At 64.9% G+C, this 17,002-nt stretch carries 15 protein-coding genes; 9 read left to right on the top strand and 6 right to left on the bottom strand.

The genetic code is table 11. From position 1 onward, the window contains the following. The first annotated feature begins 49 nt into the window (after nt 1–49). Together HUK65_RS04675 and HUK65_RS04670 are read left to right on the top strand one after the other, a co-directional pair. Complete coding sequence (locus tag HUK65_RS04675; protein ID WP_179904987.1) at nt 50–1,261, top strand: CaiB/BaiF CoA transferase family protein; 1,212 nt, start codon at nt 50–52, stop codon at nt 1,259–1,261. Then, nucleotides 1,261–1,995, top strand: a complete 735-nt coding sequence (locus HUK65_RS04670) for a glutathione S-transferase C-terminal domain-containing protein (RefSeq protein ID WP_179904986.1) — start codon at nt 1,261–1,263, stop codon at nt 1,993–1,995. Before HUK65_RS04675 ends, HUK65_RS04670 begins: the two co-directional genes overlap by 1 nt. Nucleotides 1,996–2,023: 28 nt before the next feature. Here the strand turns inward: HUK65_RS04670 and HUK65_RS04665 are convergent, their stop codons facing one another. The 3 genes from HUK65_RS04665 to rocF all read right to left on the bottom strand — a co-directional run bounded on the left by HUK65_RS04665 (nt 2,024) and on the right by rocF (nt 4,982). Then, nucleotides 2,024–2,800 carry a transglutaminase-like domain-containing protein gene (locus HUK65_RS04665; protein ID WP_179904985.1) on the bottom strand — a complete coding sequence of 259 codons (777 nt, stop codon included), beginning with the start codon at nt 2,798–2,800 and terminating at the stop codon, nt 2,024–2,026. A gap of 198 nt (nt 2,801–2,998) precedes the next feature. After that, a complete protein-coding gene (locus HUK65_RS04660) occupies nt 2,999–4,060 on the bottom strand; it encodes an ornithine cyclodeaminase (protein WP_179904984.1) in 1,062 nt (353 codons plus the stop codon). A 1-nt stretch (nt 4,061) separates the two neighbouring features. After that, the gene (gene rocF / locus HUK65_RS04655; protein ID WP_179904983.1) at nt 4,062–4,982 is read right to left on the bottom strand and encodes an arginase; all 921 of its coding nucleotides are present in this window, start codon (nt 4,980–4,982) and stop codon (nt 4,062–4,064) included. A 131-nt stretch (nt 4,983–5,113) separates the two neighbouring features. Here rocF and HUK65_RS04650 point away from each other — a divergent pair, with 131 nt between their 5' ends. Then, nucleotides 5,114–5,551: an Lrp/AsnC family transcriptional regulator gene (locus HUK65_RS04650; protein ID WP_179904982.1), complete on the top strand. Its 438-nt coding sequence runs from the start codon at nt 5,114–5,116 to the stop codon at nt 5,549–5,551. A gap of 333 nt (nt 5,552–5,884) precedes the next feature. Here the strand turns inward: HUK65_RS04650 and HUK65_RS04645 are convergent, their stop codons facing one another. The 3 genes from HUK65_RS04645 to HUK65_RS04635 form a co-directional block, all read right to left on the bottom strand. Continuing rightward, nucleotides 5,885–6,712 carry a universal stress protein gene (locus HUK65_RS04645; protein ID WP_179904981.1) on the bottom strand — a complete coding sequence of 276 codons (828 nt, stop codon included), beginning with the start codon at nt 6,710–6,712 and terminating at the stop codon, nt 5,885–5,887. Continuing rightward, the gene (locus HUK65_RS04640) at nt 6,713–7,417 is read right to left on the bottom strand and encodes a GntR family transcriptional regulator (RefSeq protein ID WP_179904980.1); all 705 of its coding nucleotides are present in this window, start codon (nt 7,415–7,417) and stop codon (nt 6,713–6,715) included. Nucleotides 7,418–7,483: 66 nt separating this feature from the next. Continuing rightward, nucleotides 7,484–10,453: an FAD-binding and (Fe-S)-binding domain-containing protein gene (locus HUK65_RS04635; RefSeq protein ID WP_327787031.1), complete on the bottom strand. Its 2,970-nt coding sequence runs from the start codon at nt 10,451–10,453 to the stop codon at nt 7,484–7,486. Nucleotides 10,454–10,718: 265 nt separating this feature from the next. On the opposite strand from HUK65_RS04635, the gene HUK65_RS04630 reads away from it, so the two are divergent. The 6 genes from HUK65_RS04630 to HUK65_RS04605 all read left to right on the top strand — a co-directional run bounded on the left by HUK65_RS04630 (nt 10,719) and on the right by HUK65_RS04605 (nt 16,896). Then, nucleotides 10,719–11,933 (top strand): pyridoxal-phosphate-dependent aminotransferase family protein, encoded by a 1,215-nt coding sequence (locus HUK65_RS04630; protein WP_179904978.1) that lies wholly within the window; start codon nt 10,719–10,721, stop codon nt 11,931–11,933. A 68-nt stretch (nt 11,934–12,001) separates the two neighbouring features. Next, nucleotides 12,002–12,973 (top strand): Bug family tripartite tricarboxylate transporter substrate binding protein, encoded by a 972-nt coding sequence (locus HUK65_RS04625; protein WP_179904977.1) that lies wholly within the window; start codon nt 12,002–12,004, stop codon nt 12,971–12,973. A gap of 131 nt (nt 12,974–13,104) precedes the next feature. Further along, the gene (locus tag HUK65_RS04620; RefSeq protein WP_179904976.1) at nt 13,105–13,677 is read left to right on the top strand and encodes a tripartite tricarboxylate transporter TctB family protein; all 573 of its coding nucleotides are present in this window, start codon (nt 13,105–13,107) and stop codon (nt 13,675–13,677) included. 32 nt (nt 13,678–13,709) lie between these two features. Beyond that, nucleotides 13,710–15,212, top strand: coding sequence for a tripartite tricarboxylate transporter permease (locus HUK65_RS04615; protein ID WP_179904975.1), 1,503 nt, complete (start codon nt 13,710–13,712; stop codon nt 15,210–15,212). A 15-nt stretch (nt 15,213–15,227) separates the two neighbouring features. Next, entirely contained in the window at nt 15,228–16,052 is an 825-nt protein-coding gene (locus HUK65_RS04610) for a class I SAM-dependent methyltransferase (protein ID WP_179904974.1), read from the top strand. Nucleotides 16,053–16,074: 22 nt separating this feature from the next. Then, complete coding sequence (locus tag HUK65_RS04605; RefSeq protein ID WP_179904973.1) at nt 16,075–16,896, top strand: sugar phosphate isomerase/epimerase family protein; 822 nt, start codon at nt 16,075–16,077, stop codon at nt 16,894–16,896. The last annotated feature ends 106 nt before the right edge of the window (nt 16,897–17,002 follow it).

Raw genomic sequence — 17,002 nt, 5'->3', positions numbered from 1 at the left:
CTGTTCACCCTGCCCAAGCGCGTTCCTTTCCAGACCGGAGGCCCCCCGGATGCCAGGACCATTGCACGGATTTCGGGTCATTGACCTGACCACCATGATCTCGGGGCCGCTGGCCACCATGACGCTGTGCGATCAGGGTGCCGAGGTGATCAAGATCGAGCACCCCCATGGTGGCGATCACAGTCGGCAGGTGACCGGGCGGCGCGGCGGGTTCGCGGCGTCCTTTCTCAACAACAATCGGGGCAAGAAGTCGGTGACGCTGAATCTGAAGACCCCGCGCGGCGTCAAGGCCGCGCTGCGGTTGTGCGAAACTGCCGATGTGTTCGTGCAGAATTTCCGCCCCGGTGTGGCCGAGAGGATCGGGCTGGGAGAGGCCGCCGTGCGCGCGGTCCGGCCGGACATCATCTACACCTCCATCGCGGGTTTCGGCTTCACCGGCGACTGGGCGCGCAGGCCGGTCTATGATCCGCTGATCCAGGCGCTTTCGGGGCTGGCCAGCCTACAGGGCGGCGCTGATGCCGCCCGGCCCCGGCTGGTCCGCACCATCCTGCCGGACAAGCTGACCGCGGTGCAGACCGCGCAGGCGATCACGGCGGCACTTCTGGCCCGTGCGCGCACGGGCGAGGGAAGCCATGTCCGGATTTCCATGCTCGACACCGTGCTGGCGTTTCTGTGGAGCTCTGACATGGCGGGCTATACCTTCGTCGGTGATGAGCTGGCCCCTGCGCAAGGCGATGACGCGCAGAGTTTTGTCGAACTCATCTACCAGACCACCGATGGATGGATGGCGGTTTCTGCCCATACTGACAGCACATGGGCGGGCCTGTCGGCCGCCGTGGGCCGCCCGGACTGGCTGACAGACCCCCGCTTCGCCACCGTTGCCGCACGAGAAGAGCACAAACCCGCCCGGCTGGAGCTGACACAGGAGGCCCTGATCACAGACACCACCGACAACTGGATGCAGCGCCTGACCGCGCATGACGTGCCCTGCGCACCGGTCCTGAGGCGTGATCAGGTCTGGTCACACCCGCAGGTGCAGGCCAACGGAGCGGTGATCGAACAGGACCACCCGCAGGCCGGGCGGATCCGCCAGGCCAGGGCACCGGCGCGGTTCTCGGCCACGCCGCTTGCCCCCCCGGCGCCCGCGCGCCGCCTTGGCGAAGACACCCGCGCGGTGCTGTCGCAGATCGGCTATGACGCGGACGAGATTGCCGAAATGATCGCGCAGGGCATCGCAACCGACACGCAGGAGGGCACCTGATGATCGATCTCTATTTCGCGCCCACACCCAACGGGTGGAAGGCCGCCATCATGCTGGAGGAAACCGGCCTTGCCTACCGCCCCATCCTGATGCGGCTCAGCAAGGGCGACCAGTTCGCGCCCGCGTTTCTGGATATCAGTCCCAATGCCAAGATGCCGGCCATCGTCGATCATGCGCCGGATGCAGCATGGGGCGATGCCCCTGTGACCGTCTTCGAATCCGGCGCGATTCTGCTCTATCTTGCTGACAGAACCGGGCAGTTTGCGCCGCTGCCAGGCGATCTGCGCGCGCGCAAGGAATTGATGGAGTGGCTTTTCTGGCAGGTGGGCAACCAGGGGCCCATGGCCGGTCAACTCAGCCATTTCAGGAACTATGCGCCGGAAGATGAGCGTGACTACGGCTTCAAGCGGTATCTGGGCGAATATGACCGCAACCTTGGTGTTCTGGAAAACCGCCTGGAGGATCGCCCCTACATTCTGGGGGAGTACTCCATCGCCGATATGATGGCCTTTCCCTGGGCCTTCATCGCAAAGCCGCTTGGCGCCGCGCTCGCGGATTTTCCCCGCGTGGCCGACTGGCGCGCGCGGATCAAGGCACGCCCGGCGGTGCAGCGCGCCATTGACCTGCACAAGTCCGAACAGAACAAGGGCCAGCACCGGGTCGACAACAACAGCGTCCTGTTCAACCAGTCCGCATCATCCCTCAGGCCCAGGCCGAAAGATGAGACATCATAGGATTTCCCCGGTCCGGGCAGGTTCCGGATCAGACCCGCAGAACGTTGATGGATTGGGACAGCATTTCCGCAGGCGCCTGCGATTCCATGAAGGCAACATCATAAGCATCACGTCCGACCGAGATGACGGCCATGCTGTCAGCGCGGCCCATGCCCGTCGCATCGACAAGATGCCACTCTCCGCCCAGCCAGACCTCGGCGACCGCGTGAAAGTCGGGCGGGATCACATCGGGGCTGTAGACCGCCACCATCCGCGCCGGAATTTGCGCCGCCCGGACCATGGAGCACATGAGATGCGCGTAATCGCGGCACACGCCCTGGCGTCCCGCGAAAGTCTCAAGGACATTGGTGTCGGCGTCCGAGCTGCCGTGAACATAGGTCAGGTTGGCCTCGATCCAGTCCCGTATGGCAGCGACCTTCCGGCCTCCGGAGAACCGGGCGAAGCGCTTTTCCACAAAGGTCACGAACTTGTCCGACTGGCAATACCGCGACGGACGCAGATACGGCGCGACCTCGCCGGGGATGCGGTGCAGCGGCGCGGCCTCCAGCGCCTCCAGCGCCATGGCCGGCCGGGTGACATCGACCAGCGCGCGATAGGTCAGGTTCAGTTCGCTGCCGGGCAGGCAGGCCCAGATCCGCTCTCCGACACCCGCGTCGCCCACGATGCGGTACAATTCGGCATCCCCGAGAAACAGGTCCTCCTGCACGATCTCCTGCCCCGCCTCCCGCGCCGCCTCCAATGTCAGGAAGACGGTGTTCGGCTGCATGAAGCGGTAGTGCAAGGCGACGTCAATCTGAATGCGCAAGTCGGCTCCTCTGGTCTGCTTGCCCAGCCGTGCCACGGTCACGCCGGGACGACGGACAGGTTTGGGCAGGATATGCGGGCCAGGCTGATCCGCTTCCCTTTCACCGGCGACACTGCCCTGCCAATGTCACGGCAGCAAGGGGGAACGGACCGTCCGCAAGGGCCGGGCAGAACCGGGGGGCGGCGCCCGCGTGCTGCGTTAGGCCGCACGCATCAGCATGCCATAAAGATCGCGGGGATCATCGGGATCGGCCAGCAGATCAAGATCAGCGTAATGGCCCGTTGCCGCCAACTGGTCGCGCACATAGCGCAGCGCCGAGAAATCCTCGGTGGCGAAGCCGACTGAATCGAACAGCGTGATCTGCGCCGCGCCCTTGCGCCCCGCCACCTTGCCCGCGATCACCTGCCACAGTTCGGCAACCGGGTGCCGGGGGTCAAGTTGCTGGATCTCGCCTTCGATCCGGGTCTGCGGCGGATATTCGACGAAGATGTCCGAGCGCAGCAGGATGTCGCGGTGCAACTCGGTCTTGCCGGGACAGTCTCCGCCGATCGCGTTGATATGCACGCCCGCGCCCACCATGTTGTCGGTCAGGATCGTTGCATATTGCTTGTCGGCGGTGCAGGTGGTGATGATCTGCGCCCCCTCGATCGCCGCCTGCGGCGTGCTGCAACGGACCACGCGCAGCCCCGACCCTGCAAGGTTGCGTGCGCTTTTGGCCGTCGCTGCGGGATCGATGTCATGAAGCCGCACGGTATCGATACCGCAGACCGCCTTGAAGGCCAGCGCCTGAAACTCGCATTGCGCACCGTTGCCGATGATCGCCATCACCCGCGCGCCCTTGGGCGCCAGATGTTTCGCCGCCACCGCCGAAACCGCAGCCGTGCGCAGCGCCGTCAGCATCGTCATCTCGGACAGCATGAGGGGATAGCCCGTGGCCACATCGGCCAGCACGCCAAAGGCGGTCACGGTCTGCCGGCCCTCGCGGCTGTTCTTCGGATGCCCGTTCACGTATTTGAACCCATAGGCCGCACCATCCGAAGTCGGCATCAGTTCGATCACCCCCTCGGCGCTGTGGCTGGCCACGCGCGGGGTCTTGTCGAACAACTCCCAGCGGCGGAAATCTTCCTCGATGTAATCGGCAAGCTCGGTCAGGAAGCGTTCCAGGCCAATGGCATGGACCAGTTTCATCATGTGGTCGACGCTGACAAAAGGCACCAGGTTCAGCGTGTCGTTCAGGGCCAGTGCGGGTGTGCGTGTCATCTCAGAAACTCCGGGTTGGACGGTCCATCACGCGGCGGCCCATCAGGCTTGCCACCAGATCGACCATCAGCGTCGCGGTCCGTCCGCGCTCGTCAAGGAAGGGGTTCAACTCCACCAGATCAAGGCTGGTCACCAGTCCGGTGTCATGCAGCATCTCCATCACCAGATGCGCTTCGCGGAAGGTGGCGCCGCCCGGCACAGTGGTGCCGACCGCCGGTGCGATGCCGGGGTCAAGAAAATCCACATCCAGGCTGACATGCAGCAAACCGCCCGCCGCCTCGACCCGCGCAAGAAAGGCGCGCAAGGGCGCGGCGATGCCATGCTCATCGATCGCGCGCATGTCATGCACGCTTACCCCCGCCGCAGAAAGCGCCCGCCGCTCATCAGGGTCGACACTGCGAATGCCGATCATGCAGACGTTCTGCGGGTCCACCCGGGCGGCAAGGGCGGGGAAATACCCCTCAAACCCCGGCTGGCCCACCGCATAGGCGACGGGCGTGCCGTGCAGGTTGCCGCTGGTCGTGGTGTCAAGCGTGTGGAAATCCGGGTGCGCATCCAGCCAGAGCAGGAACAGCGGCCGCCCCGCTTCGGCTGCGCGACGCGCCACCCCGGCGACAGTCCCGGCCGACAGGCTGTGGTCCCCGCCCAGAAACACCGGCATCGCCCTGTCCGAGGCCGCATAGGCGGCCTCGGACAGCGCCGCGGTCCAGGCCGCGATCTCGGGCAGGGCCTTCAGCATCGTGTTGCCATGCACCATCGGCTGCGGCGCAAGCGGCGTCACATTCCCCATATCGCTGACCTCATGGCCCAGCCCGGTGATGGCGGCATGGATCCCCGCGGTGCGCAGCGCGCTCGGCCCCATCTCGCAGCCAGGCCGCCCAGCGCCGTCCTGCACCGGCGCCCCTACCAATCTGCAATGCATGTCACTCTCCGACTATCGCGATTTCCGCGACACTCTCACCATGGACTGGCGATATGGAGAGCAAGGATTGGCAGAATTGTATAATTCGCTTACCATATTGATCAATATGATCACCGATTCAGGCAATGTATATGGATTCCCTTGATCAGCGGCTCGTCACCCTTCTGCGCCATGACGCGCGGCGCAGCATCTCGGATCTGGCGGTGGAGCTCGGCGTCAGCCGCGCCACCGTGCGCAGCCGGATAGAGCGGCTGCAACGCACAGGCGAGATCCTTGGCTACACCGTTATCCTGAAGGCGGACGCGGTGGAGTTGCCGGTGCGCGGCATCATGCTGATCCAGATCGAAGGCCATGCCACCGCCCGGATCATCCGCGCGCTGGGTGGCTTTCCCGAGGTCTCGACCATCCATACAACCAACGGGCGCTGGGATCTGATCATGGAACTTGGTGCCACCAGCCTGAGCGACCTTGACGCCGTGCTCGGTCGCATCCGCCAGATCCCCGGCATCACCAACAGCGAGACGAACCTGCTGCTGGCCACCCCGCGCAGCACAAGGGCCCGGCTCTGACAGCCCCCTGCCCCCCCATCGTGGTGGCGGCACCCTGTGGACGCAGCAAGGTCGCGCAGGGCTGAACCTCATCACCGAGTGCGGAGGGCGCGAACAGGTTTTCCTCATCTTCCGGATCACTCTGCGCGCCCGGCGGCGACGTGGAAGGGGTCATGCAGGTTCCGGTGCGGATGCAGGATGCCCGCCAGACCGCACCGGGGGTTGACCAGTGCAGACCGTGATCAGGACCGGCAGACGCTGACCTGCCAGCATGATGCCGCACCCCTGCAGCGCTTCCATCCGGACGAAAGCAATCGGCGCGCTGAAGGCAACCGGCGTGGCGCGTTGGCACAGTCAATGCGCCATCAGCACCGGCACGCGCGCCAGTTCGACAACCTCCTGTGTCACCCCGCCAAACAGATCCTCGCGGAACTTGGAATGTTCATAGGCGCCCATGACGATCAGCTCCGCGTCGATATCCCGGCTGACGGCCATGATTGTCTTGCTGATACTCTCGGCCCTGGCCCGGATCAGGCGTTCCGCCTTCAGACCATGCCGCCCCAGAAAGCCCATGACATCATCCCCCGGTGACCATTGCTCCCGTTCGCCCACGGTCAGCACGGTGATCTCTGCATCCGAGTCCAGCAACGGCAGGGCATCTGCCAGCGCGCGGGTGACGGCGCGCTGGCCGTCCCAGGCCACCAGGATGCGCTTGCCCGGCAGCGCGCGCGCTGGTTCGTGATCGGTGGGCACCAGCATCACCGGCCGCCCGGAGCGCAGCGCCACAACATCGGGCCGCGCGCTGAAATGCTCGCGTCCGACCTCGGCGGCCCGGCTTCCGATGACGGTCAGATCATACCCGCGGGCGCAATCGGACAGGCGGAAATCGCCGACCCCCTGGAGATCCAGAAAGGCCGAGCGCGTCTGCATGCCTTCGGCGGCGATGCGGTTCTCGAAATCCGCCCGGATTTCGGCCACCACCTCGGCATCGCGGGCGGCCAGCATTTCAAGGATCTGGTCTGTCAGATAGGGCTGGTAGCGTTGTTCGAAGCGGCTTGGACCGTGCCAGACCACCCCGGTCAGAAAGGCGTCGAAGCGATTGGCAAGGGCGATCGCGTATTTCAGGCCGCCTGAGCCTTTGGCATCGCCGGAATATGCTGCCAGGAGCGTTTTGATGGTCATTCAGTCAGGCCTTTCTGGTTCATTTCCGGTGTGCTGAATGGTTTCGCGCAGCGCGCAGGACTTGTTTTCAAGGTGCAGGCGCAGCAACCGGCCGGTTAGCGTACCATCCCGGGCGCGCAATGCGCGGGCGATCTGGACGTGTTCTTCCATGGCCTGATTCCAGCGGCTGCTGGAAATGTTGGCCTGGTACCTGCCCCGGCGGACACGGCCATCAAGGCTGCGCTGCAGGCGCCACAGGGTCGGGTTTCGGGCGGCTTCGGCGATGGCCAGATGGATCTTCTGGTTGAGGTCGAAATAGGGATCGCGGCGCCCGGCCTTGTGGTGGTCGGCCATCTCCCGGGTCAGTTGATCGATATGGGCGATTTCCGCATCCGTGGCATGCGCACAGGCCAGTTCTCCGGCCAGGGCTTCTAGGGCGGCCATGACCGGAAATGCCTCGTCCAGGTCTTCTTCGGACAGGCCCGCAACCCAGGCGCCGCGGCGGGGGATCAGGGTGATGTAGCCTTCGGTGGCCAGAACCTTGAGCGCCTCTCGCAAGGGGGTGCGCGACACGCCGAAGCGCTCGCACAGATCTCGTTCGTCCACGCGCGCCCCGGCAACCAGCGTGCCGGTCATGATCATTTCACGCAGGCGTTCCACCAGTTCATCATGAAGGCTGCGCTGGGCGATGCGCCCGGAAGGGGGATTTTCGGAAATCTGGTTCATCATTCTGTCCGATTGCTTGGCATCATCCAAGGGTACATCCTGCGGCTGCGTGGTGGAACCGTGCTGTTACAGGTTTTGCGAAACCTGCGCACTGTGAGCAGCCTTCCGGGCCGCCGGCGCCGGGCCGGTGGGGTGGTCTTGCCTGCCGACGATTGCACGTTCCAGGACGCGGATGGCATGCATTGCGGGCCTTCCGGACCCGTCGGCGATCTGGTGGCGGCACGATGTCCCGTCGGCCACGATGAACGCCTCGGGCCCGGCGGCGCGCACGGCGGGAAGCAACGAAAGCTCGGCCATGGCGCGGGATACATCCAGGGTTTCGGCCTGATAGCCAAAGGCCCCGGCCATACCGCAGCAGCCGGAGTCGATCGCCGTGACCTTCAGTTCAGGGATCAGGCGCAGCATCTCCAGGGTCGGCTGGAACGCATTGAATGCCTTCTGGTGGCAATGCCCGTGCACATGCGCCTCGCCCGCCAGCGGGGACAGGGGCAGGTCCAGACGACCCGCCGCAGCTTCGGCGGCCAGGAACTCATCCACCAGCAAGGCGCAGGCCTTGACGGCGTCGGCGTCATCCCCGGGCAGCAGGGCCGGGGCTTCGTCGCGCAGCGTCATCAGGCAGCTTGGCTCCAGCCCCAGGATCGGCACGCCCCGGTGCGCCAGTGGTGCCAGAGTGTCCAGGGTGCGTGTCAGCTCGGTGCGGGCCTGATCCACCAGCCCCGCGGCCAGGAAACTGCGTCCGCAACACAAGCCCCGCCCCGGTTGCTGCGTTGCCCGCGGCATCAGCACCCGAAACCCCGCCGCCGCCAGCACATTTACCGCAGCGCGGGCGTTCTCTGGTTCGAAATGGCGGTTGAACGTGTCGGTGAACAGCACCACTTCGCGGCCATCTTCGGGCCCTGCGGTCTGGCCGTCAAAGACATCGCGCCGCCAGCTTGGCAGGGGTCTTTCGGCGCTGAGGCCAAGCAGGCGCTCGCCCAGCCGGGCCAGCAGCGGCACACGGTTGCGCAGGTTCATCAGCCCGGCCAGCCGGGCAGCCACCGGTGCGTAGCGGGGCAGATAGGCGATGGTCCGGTCCCGCAGCGACAGCCCGTGCCGCTGCGCCCGCGCGGCCTGGACCTCGATCTTCATCCGGGCCATATCCACGCCGGTGGGACATTCGCGCTTGCATGCCTTGCAGGAGACGCACAACGACAGGGTTTCCGCCATGGCATCCGAGCTGAGCGCATCCGGACCCAACTGCCCCGAAAGCGCCAGCCGCAGCGTGTTGGCCCGCCCCCGGGTGACATCACGCTCATTGCGCGTGACCCGGAAGGACGGGCACATGGCCCCCCCCTTCAGCTTGCGGCAGGCGCCGTTGTTGTTGCACATTTCCACCGCGCCCTGCAGCCCGCCCGACGCACCGGGCCAGGCCGACCACTCCAGGGCAACCTTGCGATCCTCGGCCTTGTATCCGGGCGGGAAGCGCATGAGGCTGCGGTCATCCATGCGCGGCGGGTTGACGATCCGCCCGGGGTTGAGCACGCCATCGGGGTCAAAGCCGGTCTTGACCGTTTCAAAGGCCGCAACCATGCGCCGCCCGAACATGGGTTCGTGAAACTCCGAGCGCGAGATGCCATCGCCATGCTCGCCGGAATGCGACCCCTTGTAGTCGCGCACCAGGGCCATGGCCTCTTCGGCGATGGCGCGCATCGCGCGCACGTCCTTGTCCTGCTTCAGGTTCAGCACCGGGCGCACATGCAGGCAGCCCACCGATGCGTGGGCATACCATGTGCCCCGCGTGCCGTGGCGTTCGAAGACCTCGGTCAGGCGGCTGGTATAGGCGCCCAGATGCTCCAGCGGGACGGCGCAATCCTCGACGAAAGACACCGGCTTGCCTTCGGATTTCATGGACATCATGATATTCAGGCCCGCCTGGCGCACCTCGGTGATGGCCGCCTGCAGCGCGGGGTCCTTGACCGGGACCATGCCGCCCCAGCGCCGCCCCTGCCCGCTCCAGGAATAGCCCAGATCCCCCATCATCTCGGACAACCGTTCAAGCCGGCGCAGGTTTTCGGACGGGTCCTCTTCGCCGAATTCGACGATCAGCAGCGCATCCGGTTCTCCGCGCACGCAGCGTTCCAGCGTCGGGCGGAAGATGTCGATGTCGCGGGACAACTCGATCATGGTGCGGTCCACCAGCTCCACCGCTATCGGGTCCAGCGTGACCAGATGCTGCGCGGCCTCCATCGCATCATGGAAGCGCGGAAAATGGCAGACCCCGAAGACCTTGTTGCGGATCACGGGCGAAAGCGCGATCTCGATCCGCTCGAACAGCGCCAACGTGCCTTCGGATCCGACCAGGAGTTCGGCGAGGTTGTTGGTCGGCCCCTTCGGCACCAGCGCGTCAATATTGTAGCCGCCCACGCGCCGCAGCACATCGGGAAAGCGCGCGCCGATCTCTTCGGCCTCCTGCGCGCCAAGCTCCAGCAGGCGGGCCACCAGGCCGTCATCGCGCGCGGGCGATTGCGCAATGGCCTGATCGCGCTGGACCGTGCCGAAGTGCAGCGCGCGGCCATCAGCCAGCCGGGCGTCGATGCCCAGCACATTGTCGCGCATCCGTCCGTAGCGCAGCGACCGAGTGCCGCAGGAGTTGTTCCCCGCCATGCCGCCGATGGTGGCGCGCGACGCCGTGGACACATCGACCGGGAACCACAGCCCGTGCGGCTTCAACATGCGGTTGAGCTCATCCAGCACCACGCCGGGTTCGACCACCGCGCGCCGGTTGTCGGCATCCACCTCGATCACGCGGTTGAGGTATCGTGTGGTGTCCATCACCATGGAGGCGTTGATCGTCTGCCCGTTCTGCGAGGTGCCGCCCCCCCGGGGGGTCACCGCCACGCCTTCGTCACGCGCAATCGCCAGCGCGGCCGCCATCTCCTGGGTCGAGCGGGGCGTGACGACGGCCTGAGGCATGATCTGATAGATCGACGCATCGGTCGCGTAGCGCCCGCGCGAGAAGGCATCGAACATCACCTCACCGCTTACGGCGTCACGCAAGCGCTGTTCGAAGCGCGAATCGGATCGGTCAGGACGGGGTTGGGATGCTGACATTTGCCCCTCATTCTCGAGATATCGGTTGGCCTGCGGCCCTTGGCGCCCGCAGGCTTGAAGCTGCGGGCATGCGGATTGTCTGGCAGAATATAATGCAAAATTCAATATTATACTTGACGTAATGCAGAATATATAATTCAAAGAGGGCGTCTTGGCGCAGAAACTGCCGTTCCGGGCCAGGACATGAAGGGAATCAGGGGAGATCATCGCTATGCGCAAGCCAGGCCGCCATTTTCTGCAGATACCCGGACCGACCAATGTGCCCGACCGTATCCTGCGCGCGATGGACCTGCCCACCATGGACCATCGCAGCCCGGCCTTCGGTGAGCTTGGCCGCCGCGTTCTGGACGGGATGCAAAGCGTCTTTCGCACCCGTGAGCCGGTCTATATCTACCCCGCCTCGGGCACCGGTGCGTGGGAGGCCGCGCTGGTCAACACCCTGTCGCCCGGCGACCGGGTCCTGATGTTTGAAACCGGGCAGTTCGCAACGCTGTGGAAGAGCATGGCTGCGCGGCTGGGGCTTGATGCGGTCTTCATCCAGGGCGACTGGCGCGCTGGCGCCGACCCGCAGGCCATCGAAAGCCAACTGCGCGAGGACCGCAACCACGACATCAAGGCCGTCTGCGTGGTCCATAACGAGACATCGACCGGCTGCGTCACCCAGATCCCCGAAATCCGCAAGGCTCTGGATGCCGCCGGACACCCGGCCCTGCTGATGGTCGATACCATTTCGTCGCTGGCCTCGATCGACTATCGCCATGATGAATGGGGGGTCGATGTCACGGTTGGCGGGTCGCAAAAGGGTCTGATGCTGCCGCCCGGACTGAGCTTCAACGCCGTCAGCGCCAAGGCGCGCGAGGCCGCGAAAACCGCGCAACTGCCCCGCTCCTTCTGGTCGTGGGAGGAAATGGACGGCCCCAACGCCACCGGCTATTTCCCCTACACCCCGGCGACAAACCTGCTCTATGGCCTGGCCGAGGCCGTCGACATGCTGCACGAGGAAGGGCTTGACGCCGTCTTCGCCCGCCATGCGCGCCACGGCGAAGCGACCCGCAAGGCGGTTGCGGCCTGGGGGCTTGAGGTGTTGTGCCAGGAACCGCGGCATTACTCCGGGTCACTGACTGCGGTGATGATGCCCCAGGGCCACAGCGCGGATGCGTTCCGCAAGGTCGTGGCCGATACATTCGACATGTCGCTTGGAAACGGGCTGGGCAAGGTTTCCGACAAGGTGTTCCGGATCGGTCATCTGGGCGATTTCAATGACCTCATGCTGGCCGGCACCCTGTCGGGGATCGAAATGGGCCTTCAGCTTGCCGGCGTGCCTCACCAGCAGGGTGGCGTTCAAGCGGCCCTGAACCATCTTGCCGAAACACCCCAGAATTCAGTCGGAGACGTGACACCGCAGAACAAGCGCAGAACCGGCTGATACAGCGTGCGCCCCGTCCCGGGGAGGGGATGGCGCATGACGCAACCCGAGGAAATGGGAGGAACTTCATGAAACTCAAGGCAGCAGTTGCAATTGGCGCCCTTGTGGTCGGCGCCAGCGCCATGCAGGTCGCCGCACAGGATCTGCGCTGGCGCACGATCAACGTGATCGTGCCGGTCGGGGCCGGGGGCGGGTCGGACACCTATGCCCGCACCATTCTGCCGGTCATGGCCGACTGTCTGGGAACCAATGTCGCGGTGCGCAATGTGCCGGGGGATGGTCACCTTCTGGGCATCGGACAGGCGCATCGCTCCAACCCGGACGGGCATACCATCACGGTGTTCAACCTGCCCGCAATCCCGATCACCCAGCTGTCGCGCGGCGAAGACGCCCAGGTCGATATCCGGGACATGACCTATGTCGGCACCTACGGGTCATCGACGCTGGTGCTCTATGCGCACCCTGAAGCGGCCGAAAATATCGACGACCTGATGGCGCTTTACGAAGGCGGAGAATCCGTGATCGGCGCGCAGGACCGTGTCGGTGGCGGTGAGGTGATCACCCATGTCATGCGCGACCAGTGGGGCCTCGACTGGCAGGAACTGGTTGTCTATGACGGCGGGGCGCAACTGGTTGCGGCGATCCTGCGCCAGGAAGTTCCCGGCGGCGTGACCACCGATGCCTCGGGGCAGAGCGCGGTGGGATCGGGGCAGTTGCTGCCCATCGCGTCGCTTGGCGCCGAGCGTTCGCCGCTCTACCCGGACGTTCCGACGGCCGAAGAGCAGGGATACGAGGACCTGTCCGCGCTTGGCTTCTGGCTGCGCACGGTCGCAGCACCTCCGGGCATGGATGAAGAGCGCCTTGCCGCGATGGAAGCCTGCCTGGAGGAAGCGGTGAATTCGGATCAGATCCAGGAATGGTCCGAAAACACCGGCAACCCGGTCATGTTCGTCGGCGCTGAAGCGACATCGCGGTCCGCGGCCGAAGCCTTCAGGATCATCGGCGAGATTCCGAATTTCGACGAGATCGCCGGGAACTGACCGGCCAGCAGCACCCGCATGCCGTTCCCGGCCATGCGGGTGCCTGCCGCCCCGAGCAATGACAGACGCCCACAAGACGGATGCGGATCGGTCGATCACGGCCGGTTGGCGCCGAAGAGGATGCCCCGGCCATGATCGACACGCCTTCGACAAAAGGACCGGAACAGGACCCCGGAGCGGACCGGCCTGACGCCACGCCTGACCCCGGAAAGCTGCCGGATCGTCCTTCGCACTGGTTGTTCTGCGCCTGTCTTGGCGTGATCTCGGCGCTGGCGCTGATCGGGGCGCTGGAATTCCATTATCAGATCCGGCGTTGGCCGCTGATCCTGAGCAGTTTCATCCTGATCTGTCTGGTGTTCTACGCCATTGAACAGATGTTCCTGCTGCGCAAGCTGCGCGCGGCCGGGCTGGACCATCTGCGCGATCCTGTGGACCCTGACTACAGCGCCCGCGCCACCGCTGTCACCACTGTCGCCACCGCAGCCTTCGGCCTGTTCCTTCTGGTGGCCCATTTCTTCAGCTTCCTGGTGGCCACGCTGTTGTTCGTGCCCGCCTACATGTGGATGACCGGTTCGCGCCACCTGCCGACCCTGGCCGGGGTCACGGCGGGCATGCTGGTCGCGGTCTGGTTCCTGTTCGGGCGCATCCTGTTCGTGCCTGTGGAAGCAGGCCGGCTACTGGAACTCCCCTGGCTTGCGCCCTGATGCGGCGCGGATCCTGACGCACTGGAGATAACATGTTCGAAGCCCTTGGCGCTGCGGCCGCTGTCACCCTGCAGCCGGACAACATATGGTACGCAATCCTGGGATTCCTGATCGGCGCCGTCGGCGGCGCCATGCCCGGGATCGGCGGCCCGCTGGTGCTGACGCTGATGATGCCCTTCACCATCGGCATGAGCCCGGAAAGCGCGATGATCCTGCTGATCGGGGCATATACCGGCGGGCAATACGCCGGGTCCATCCCGTCCATCCTGATCAACACGCCGGGCAATTCCTCTTCGGCGGCAGCGGTCTTCGACGGCTACCCGCTGGCCAAACAGGGTGAAGGCGTGACCGCAATCGCCGTGTCGGCCACGGCTTCGGGGATCGGATCGATCCTGGGCGGTATCCTTCTGATCCTGATTGCACCGCTGCTCATGCAACTGGTGATGCTGTTCGGCTCGCCCGAGTTCTTCATGCTGGGTGTCGTGGGGCTGGCCGTGATCGTGTCGATTTCGCGCGGGAGCCTTCTGAAAGGCCTGATCGCCGGGGCGCTGGGCGCGCTTGTGGCATCGATCGGCACCAGTCTGATCCGCGCGCAACCACGATATACCATGGGCATTCCCGAACTTTATGATGGCATCAACCTTGTCGCGGCCTTCATCGGGGTCTTTGCCGTGGCCGAGATGATGCGCCTTGCCGGCCAGCGCGGAGGGTCGATCGCGGCCGCCCTGTCAAAGACCGGCAGCCGGATCAAGGGGATCTGGTGGACGCTCAAGGAATGGTGGACGCTGCTGAAATCCACGGCCATCGGCATTGCGCTGGGCGTTGTCCCGGGCGAGGGCGGCACCGTCGCGGCCTTTGTCGCCTATGGCGAGGCGAAGCGGTCCAGCAAGGAACCGGAACGCTACGGCAAGGGCCATCCCGGCGGGCTGGTCGCGGCGGATGCGGCCAACAACTCGGTGATCTCGGGCTCTCTGGTGCCGACACTTGCCTTCGGCATTCCCGGCTCCAACCAGGCGGCAATCCTGCTGGCGGCACTGATGCTGCATGCGGTGCGGCCCGGCCCGGACATGTTCGGCGCCGATATCCAGCTGACCTATACCATGATCCTGGCGGTCATCGTCGGTGGGGTCGCCACGCTGGTGCTGGGTCTGGCCTTTGCCAAGCAGCTGGGCCTGCTGAGCCTGGTGCCCACGGCAATCCTCATTCCCTGTGTGATCGTCGTCTCGATGCTGGGATCCTATGTCCTGGCCTTCAATTTCATGCTGACCCTGCAGGCGCTGGTCTTCGGCATCATCGGATACACGATGATCCGTTTCGGGTTCTCGGTGGTCCCGTTCATTCTGGGGCTGATCCTGGGGCCTCTGGCCGAACTCAACCTCAGCCGCACGGTGCAGCTTGCCGGGGATCAGAACGTGATCTGGTTCATCCTGCAACGCCCGCTGTCGATGATCCTGTTCCTGATCATCCTGGTTCTGCTGTTCTCCGATCCGATCAAACGCCTGCTGAAATCCCTGCGGCAGCGCCGGAACTCCTGAAGAAAGACCCCGAAAATGGCCCAGAGCACCTCAACATACAGCGCCAGCGACGGCCCCGCCTATGAGCGTTTCATCGGGCGGTGGACCGCGCGCGTGGCAGAGCGCATCGCAAGGGACTGCATCGATCCGCCTTCCGCCCCGCTGCCCGAAGGCCCCCTGCTGGACGTGGGCTGCGGCACCGGAAGCCTGGCCTGCGCCCTGGCCACCCATCACCCCGACCGCCAGATCACCGGCGTCGATGTGGCCGAGCCCTATCTGGCCTTTGCACGCGACCGCGCCGAGGCGCAGCGGATTGATTTCCGCCACGGCGATGCCTGCGCCCTGCCCCTGCCGGATGATGGCTTTGCAGCGGCCTGCGCACTGATCGTCCTGAATTTCGTGTCCGACCCCGATACCGCGATCCGCGAAATGGCGCGGGTGGTGCAGCCCGGTGGGCGCATTTTGCTGTCCGGGTGGGATTTTCGCGGTGGACTGGTCTATCAGCGCCTGCTGTGGGACACCGCCGCCATGCTGGACGAGACCGCCGCCGAACTGCGCGACAGGATCTTCGCCAATCCGCTGGCCTTGCCCGAAGGGATGCCCGATCTGCTGGCTCGGGGCGGTCTGGCAGACATCGTGCGCGACTCGGTGACCATCCGGATGGATTTCGCCGATTTCGATGATTACTGGTCGCCACTTCTGGGCGGCCAGGGCCCGGTTGGCGGCTATGTCGCCGGGCTGCCCGAAAACCGGCGCGCGGATGTCGCGCGCGCGGTGCGCCGCGCCTTTCTGTCCGGCGCGCCGGATGGGCCGCGCTCGCTCACTGCAACCGCATGGGTCGTGACGGGCCGTGTTCCGTGACCAATACAACAGGAGGCTTGCAATGAAACTCAAGGACCGGATCGGTGTCGATACCGGAAACATCCTGCCGATCGAAGAGGCCATCCGCTGGGCTGCGGCAAACGATGTGAAATATCTGGATGTGCAATGCGATTTTGCACCCAACGATCAGCATGACGTCCACGCCCGCGCCTCTGCCATACGCGCGCTGGTCGAGGAAACCGACATTCACCTTGGACTGCATACGGTGTCCGGCGTGAACATCGCCGAACGCTCGCCCTTTGTTGCGGACGCAGCCGATGAATACCTGCGCAGCTATATCGACCTTCAGCTTGCCACGGGTGCGGAATGGGTGATCGTCCATGCCGGGTATCACTTCACCGGCGATTATGAGGCACGCCGCGTCGCCGGGCTGGAACGCTTGAAGCGCGCGGCCGATTATGCCGAACAGAAGGGCGCGCTGCTGCTTCTGGAAAACACGAACCGCGAACCGAAGGATGCCGAAGTCCAGTATCTGGCCTGCACCATCGAGGAATGCCTGTATTACTTCGACAACCTGAAATCGGACGCGCTGCGCTTCGCCTTCACCGCCAATCACGCCCATCTCTATGACGAGGGTGTGGCGGGTTTTGTCGATGCCCTCGACATGGTTCGCGCCAAGGAAGTGCGCCTGGCCGACAATCACGGCGATGTCGAGATCCATCTGAAACCGGGCGAGGGCAACATGGATTTCGGCGACATGTTCCGCCGGATCGAGGCTGCGGGTTTCACCGGCCATTACATGAACCAGTTCGGCACGCTTGAGGACATGCTCGATGCGCGCGACTGGCTGGTGGACCGCGCCCGGGAAGCCGGGGTGACCTGACAGCACGCCCAAAAACGCCCTGTGACCTTAGAGGCCAATCGGAAATGAGTTGAGTGAATTCAGCAGGTTGTGATTCTGTTCAGTTGCGACACAGAACGGAGATCAT

Origin of the sequence: Rhabdonatronobacter sediminivivens (assembly GCF_013415485.1) — a bacterium.
Classification (GTDB): domain Bacteria; phylum Pseudomonadota; class Alphaproteobacteria; order Rhodobacterales; family Rhodobacteraceae; genus Rhabdonatronobacter; species Rhabdonatronobacter sediminivivens.
This window is presented reverse-complemented; position numbering and strand designations above follow the sequence as displayed.

Bases quoted from the DNA above. Each gene is read 5' to 3' on its own strand.
- HUK65_RS04615 (WP_179904975.1), top strand. From the start codon at position 13,710: ATGTTCGAAGCCCTTGGCGCTGCGGCCGCTGTCACCCTGCAGCCGGAC.
- HUK65_RS04670 (WP_179904986.1), top strand. From the start codon at position 1,261: ATGATCGATCTCTATTTCGCGCCCACACCCAACGGGTGGAAGGCCGCC.
- HUK65_RS04660 (WP_179904984.1), bottom strand. From the start codon at position 4,060: ATGACACGCACACCCGCACTGGCCCTGAACGACACGCTGAACCTGGTG.
- HUK65_RS04610 (WP_179904974.1), top strand. From the start codon at position 15,228: ATGGCCCAGAGCACCTCAACATACAGCGCCAGCGACGGCCCCGCCTAT.
- HUK65_RS04620 (WP_179904976.1), top strand. From the start codon at position 13,105: ATGATCGACACGCCTTCGACAAAAGGACCGGAACAGGACCCCGGAGCG.
- HUK65_RS04650 (WP_179904982.1), top strand. From the start codon at position 5,114: ATGGATTCCCTTGATCAGCGGCTCGTCACCCTTCTGCGCCATGACGCG.
- HUK65_RS04605 (WP_179904973.1), top strand. From the start codon at position 16,075: ATGAAACTCAAGGACCGGATCGGTGTCGATACCGGAAACATCCTGCCG.
- rocF (WP_179904983.1), bottom strand. From the start codon at position 4,982: ATGCATTGCAGATTGGTAGGGGCGCCGGTGCAGGACGGCGCTGGGCGG.
- HUK65_RS04640 (WP_179904980.1), bottom strand. From the start codon at position 7,417: ATGAACCAGATTTCCGAAAATCCCCCTTCCGGGCGCATCGCCCAGCGC.
- HUK65_RS04645 (WP_179904981.1), bottom strand. From the start codon at position 6,712: ATGACCATCAAAACGCTCCTGGCAGCATATTCCGGCGATGCCAAAGGC.
- HUK65_RS04630 (WP_179904978.1), top strand. From the start codon at position 10,719: ATGCGCAAGCCAGGCCGCCATTTTCTGCAGATACCCGGACCGACCAAT.
- HUK65_RS04675 (WP_179904987.1), top strand. From the start codon at position 50: ATGCCAGGACCATTGCACGGATTTCGGGTCATTGACCTGACCACCATG.
- HUK65_RS04625 (WP_179904977.1), top strand. From the start codon at position 12,002: ATGAAACTCAAGGCAGCAGTTGCAATTGGCGCCCTTGTGGTCGGCGCC.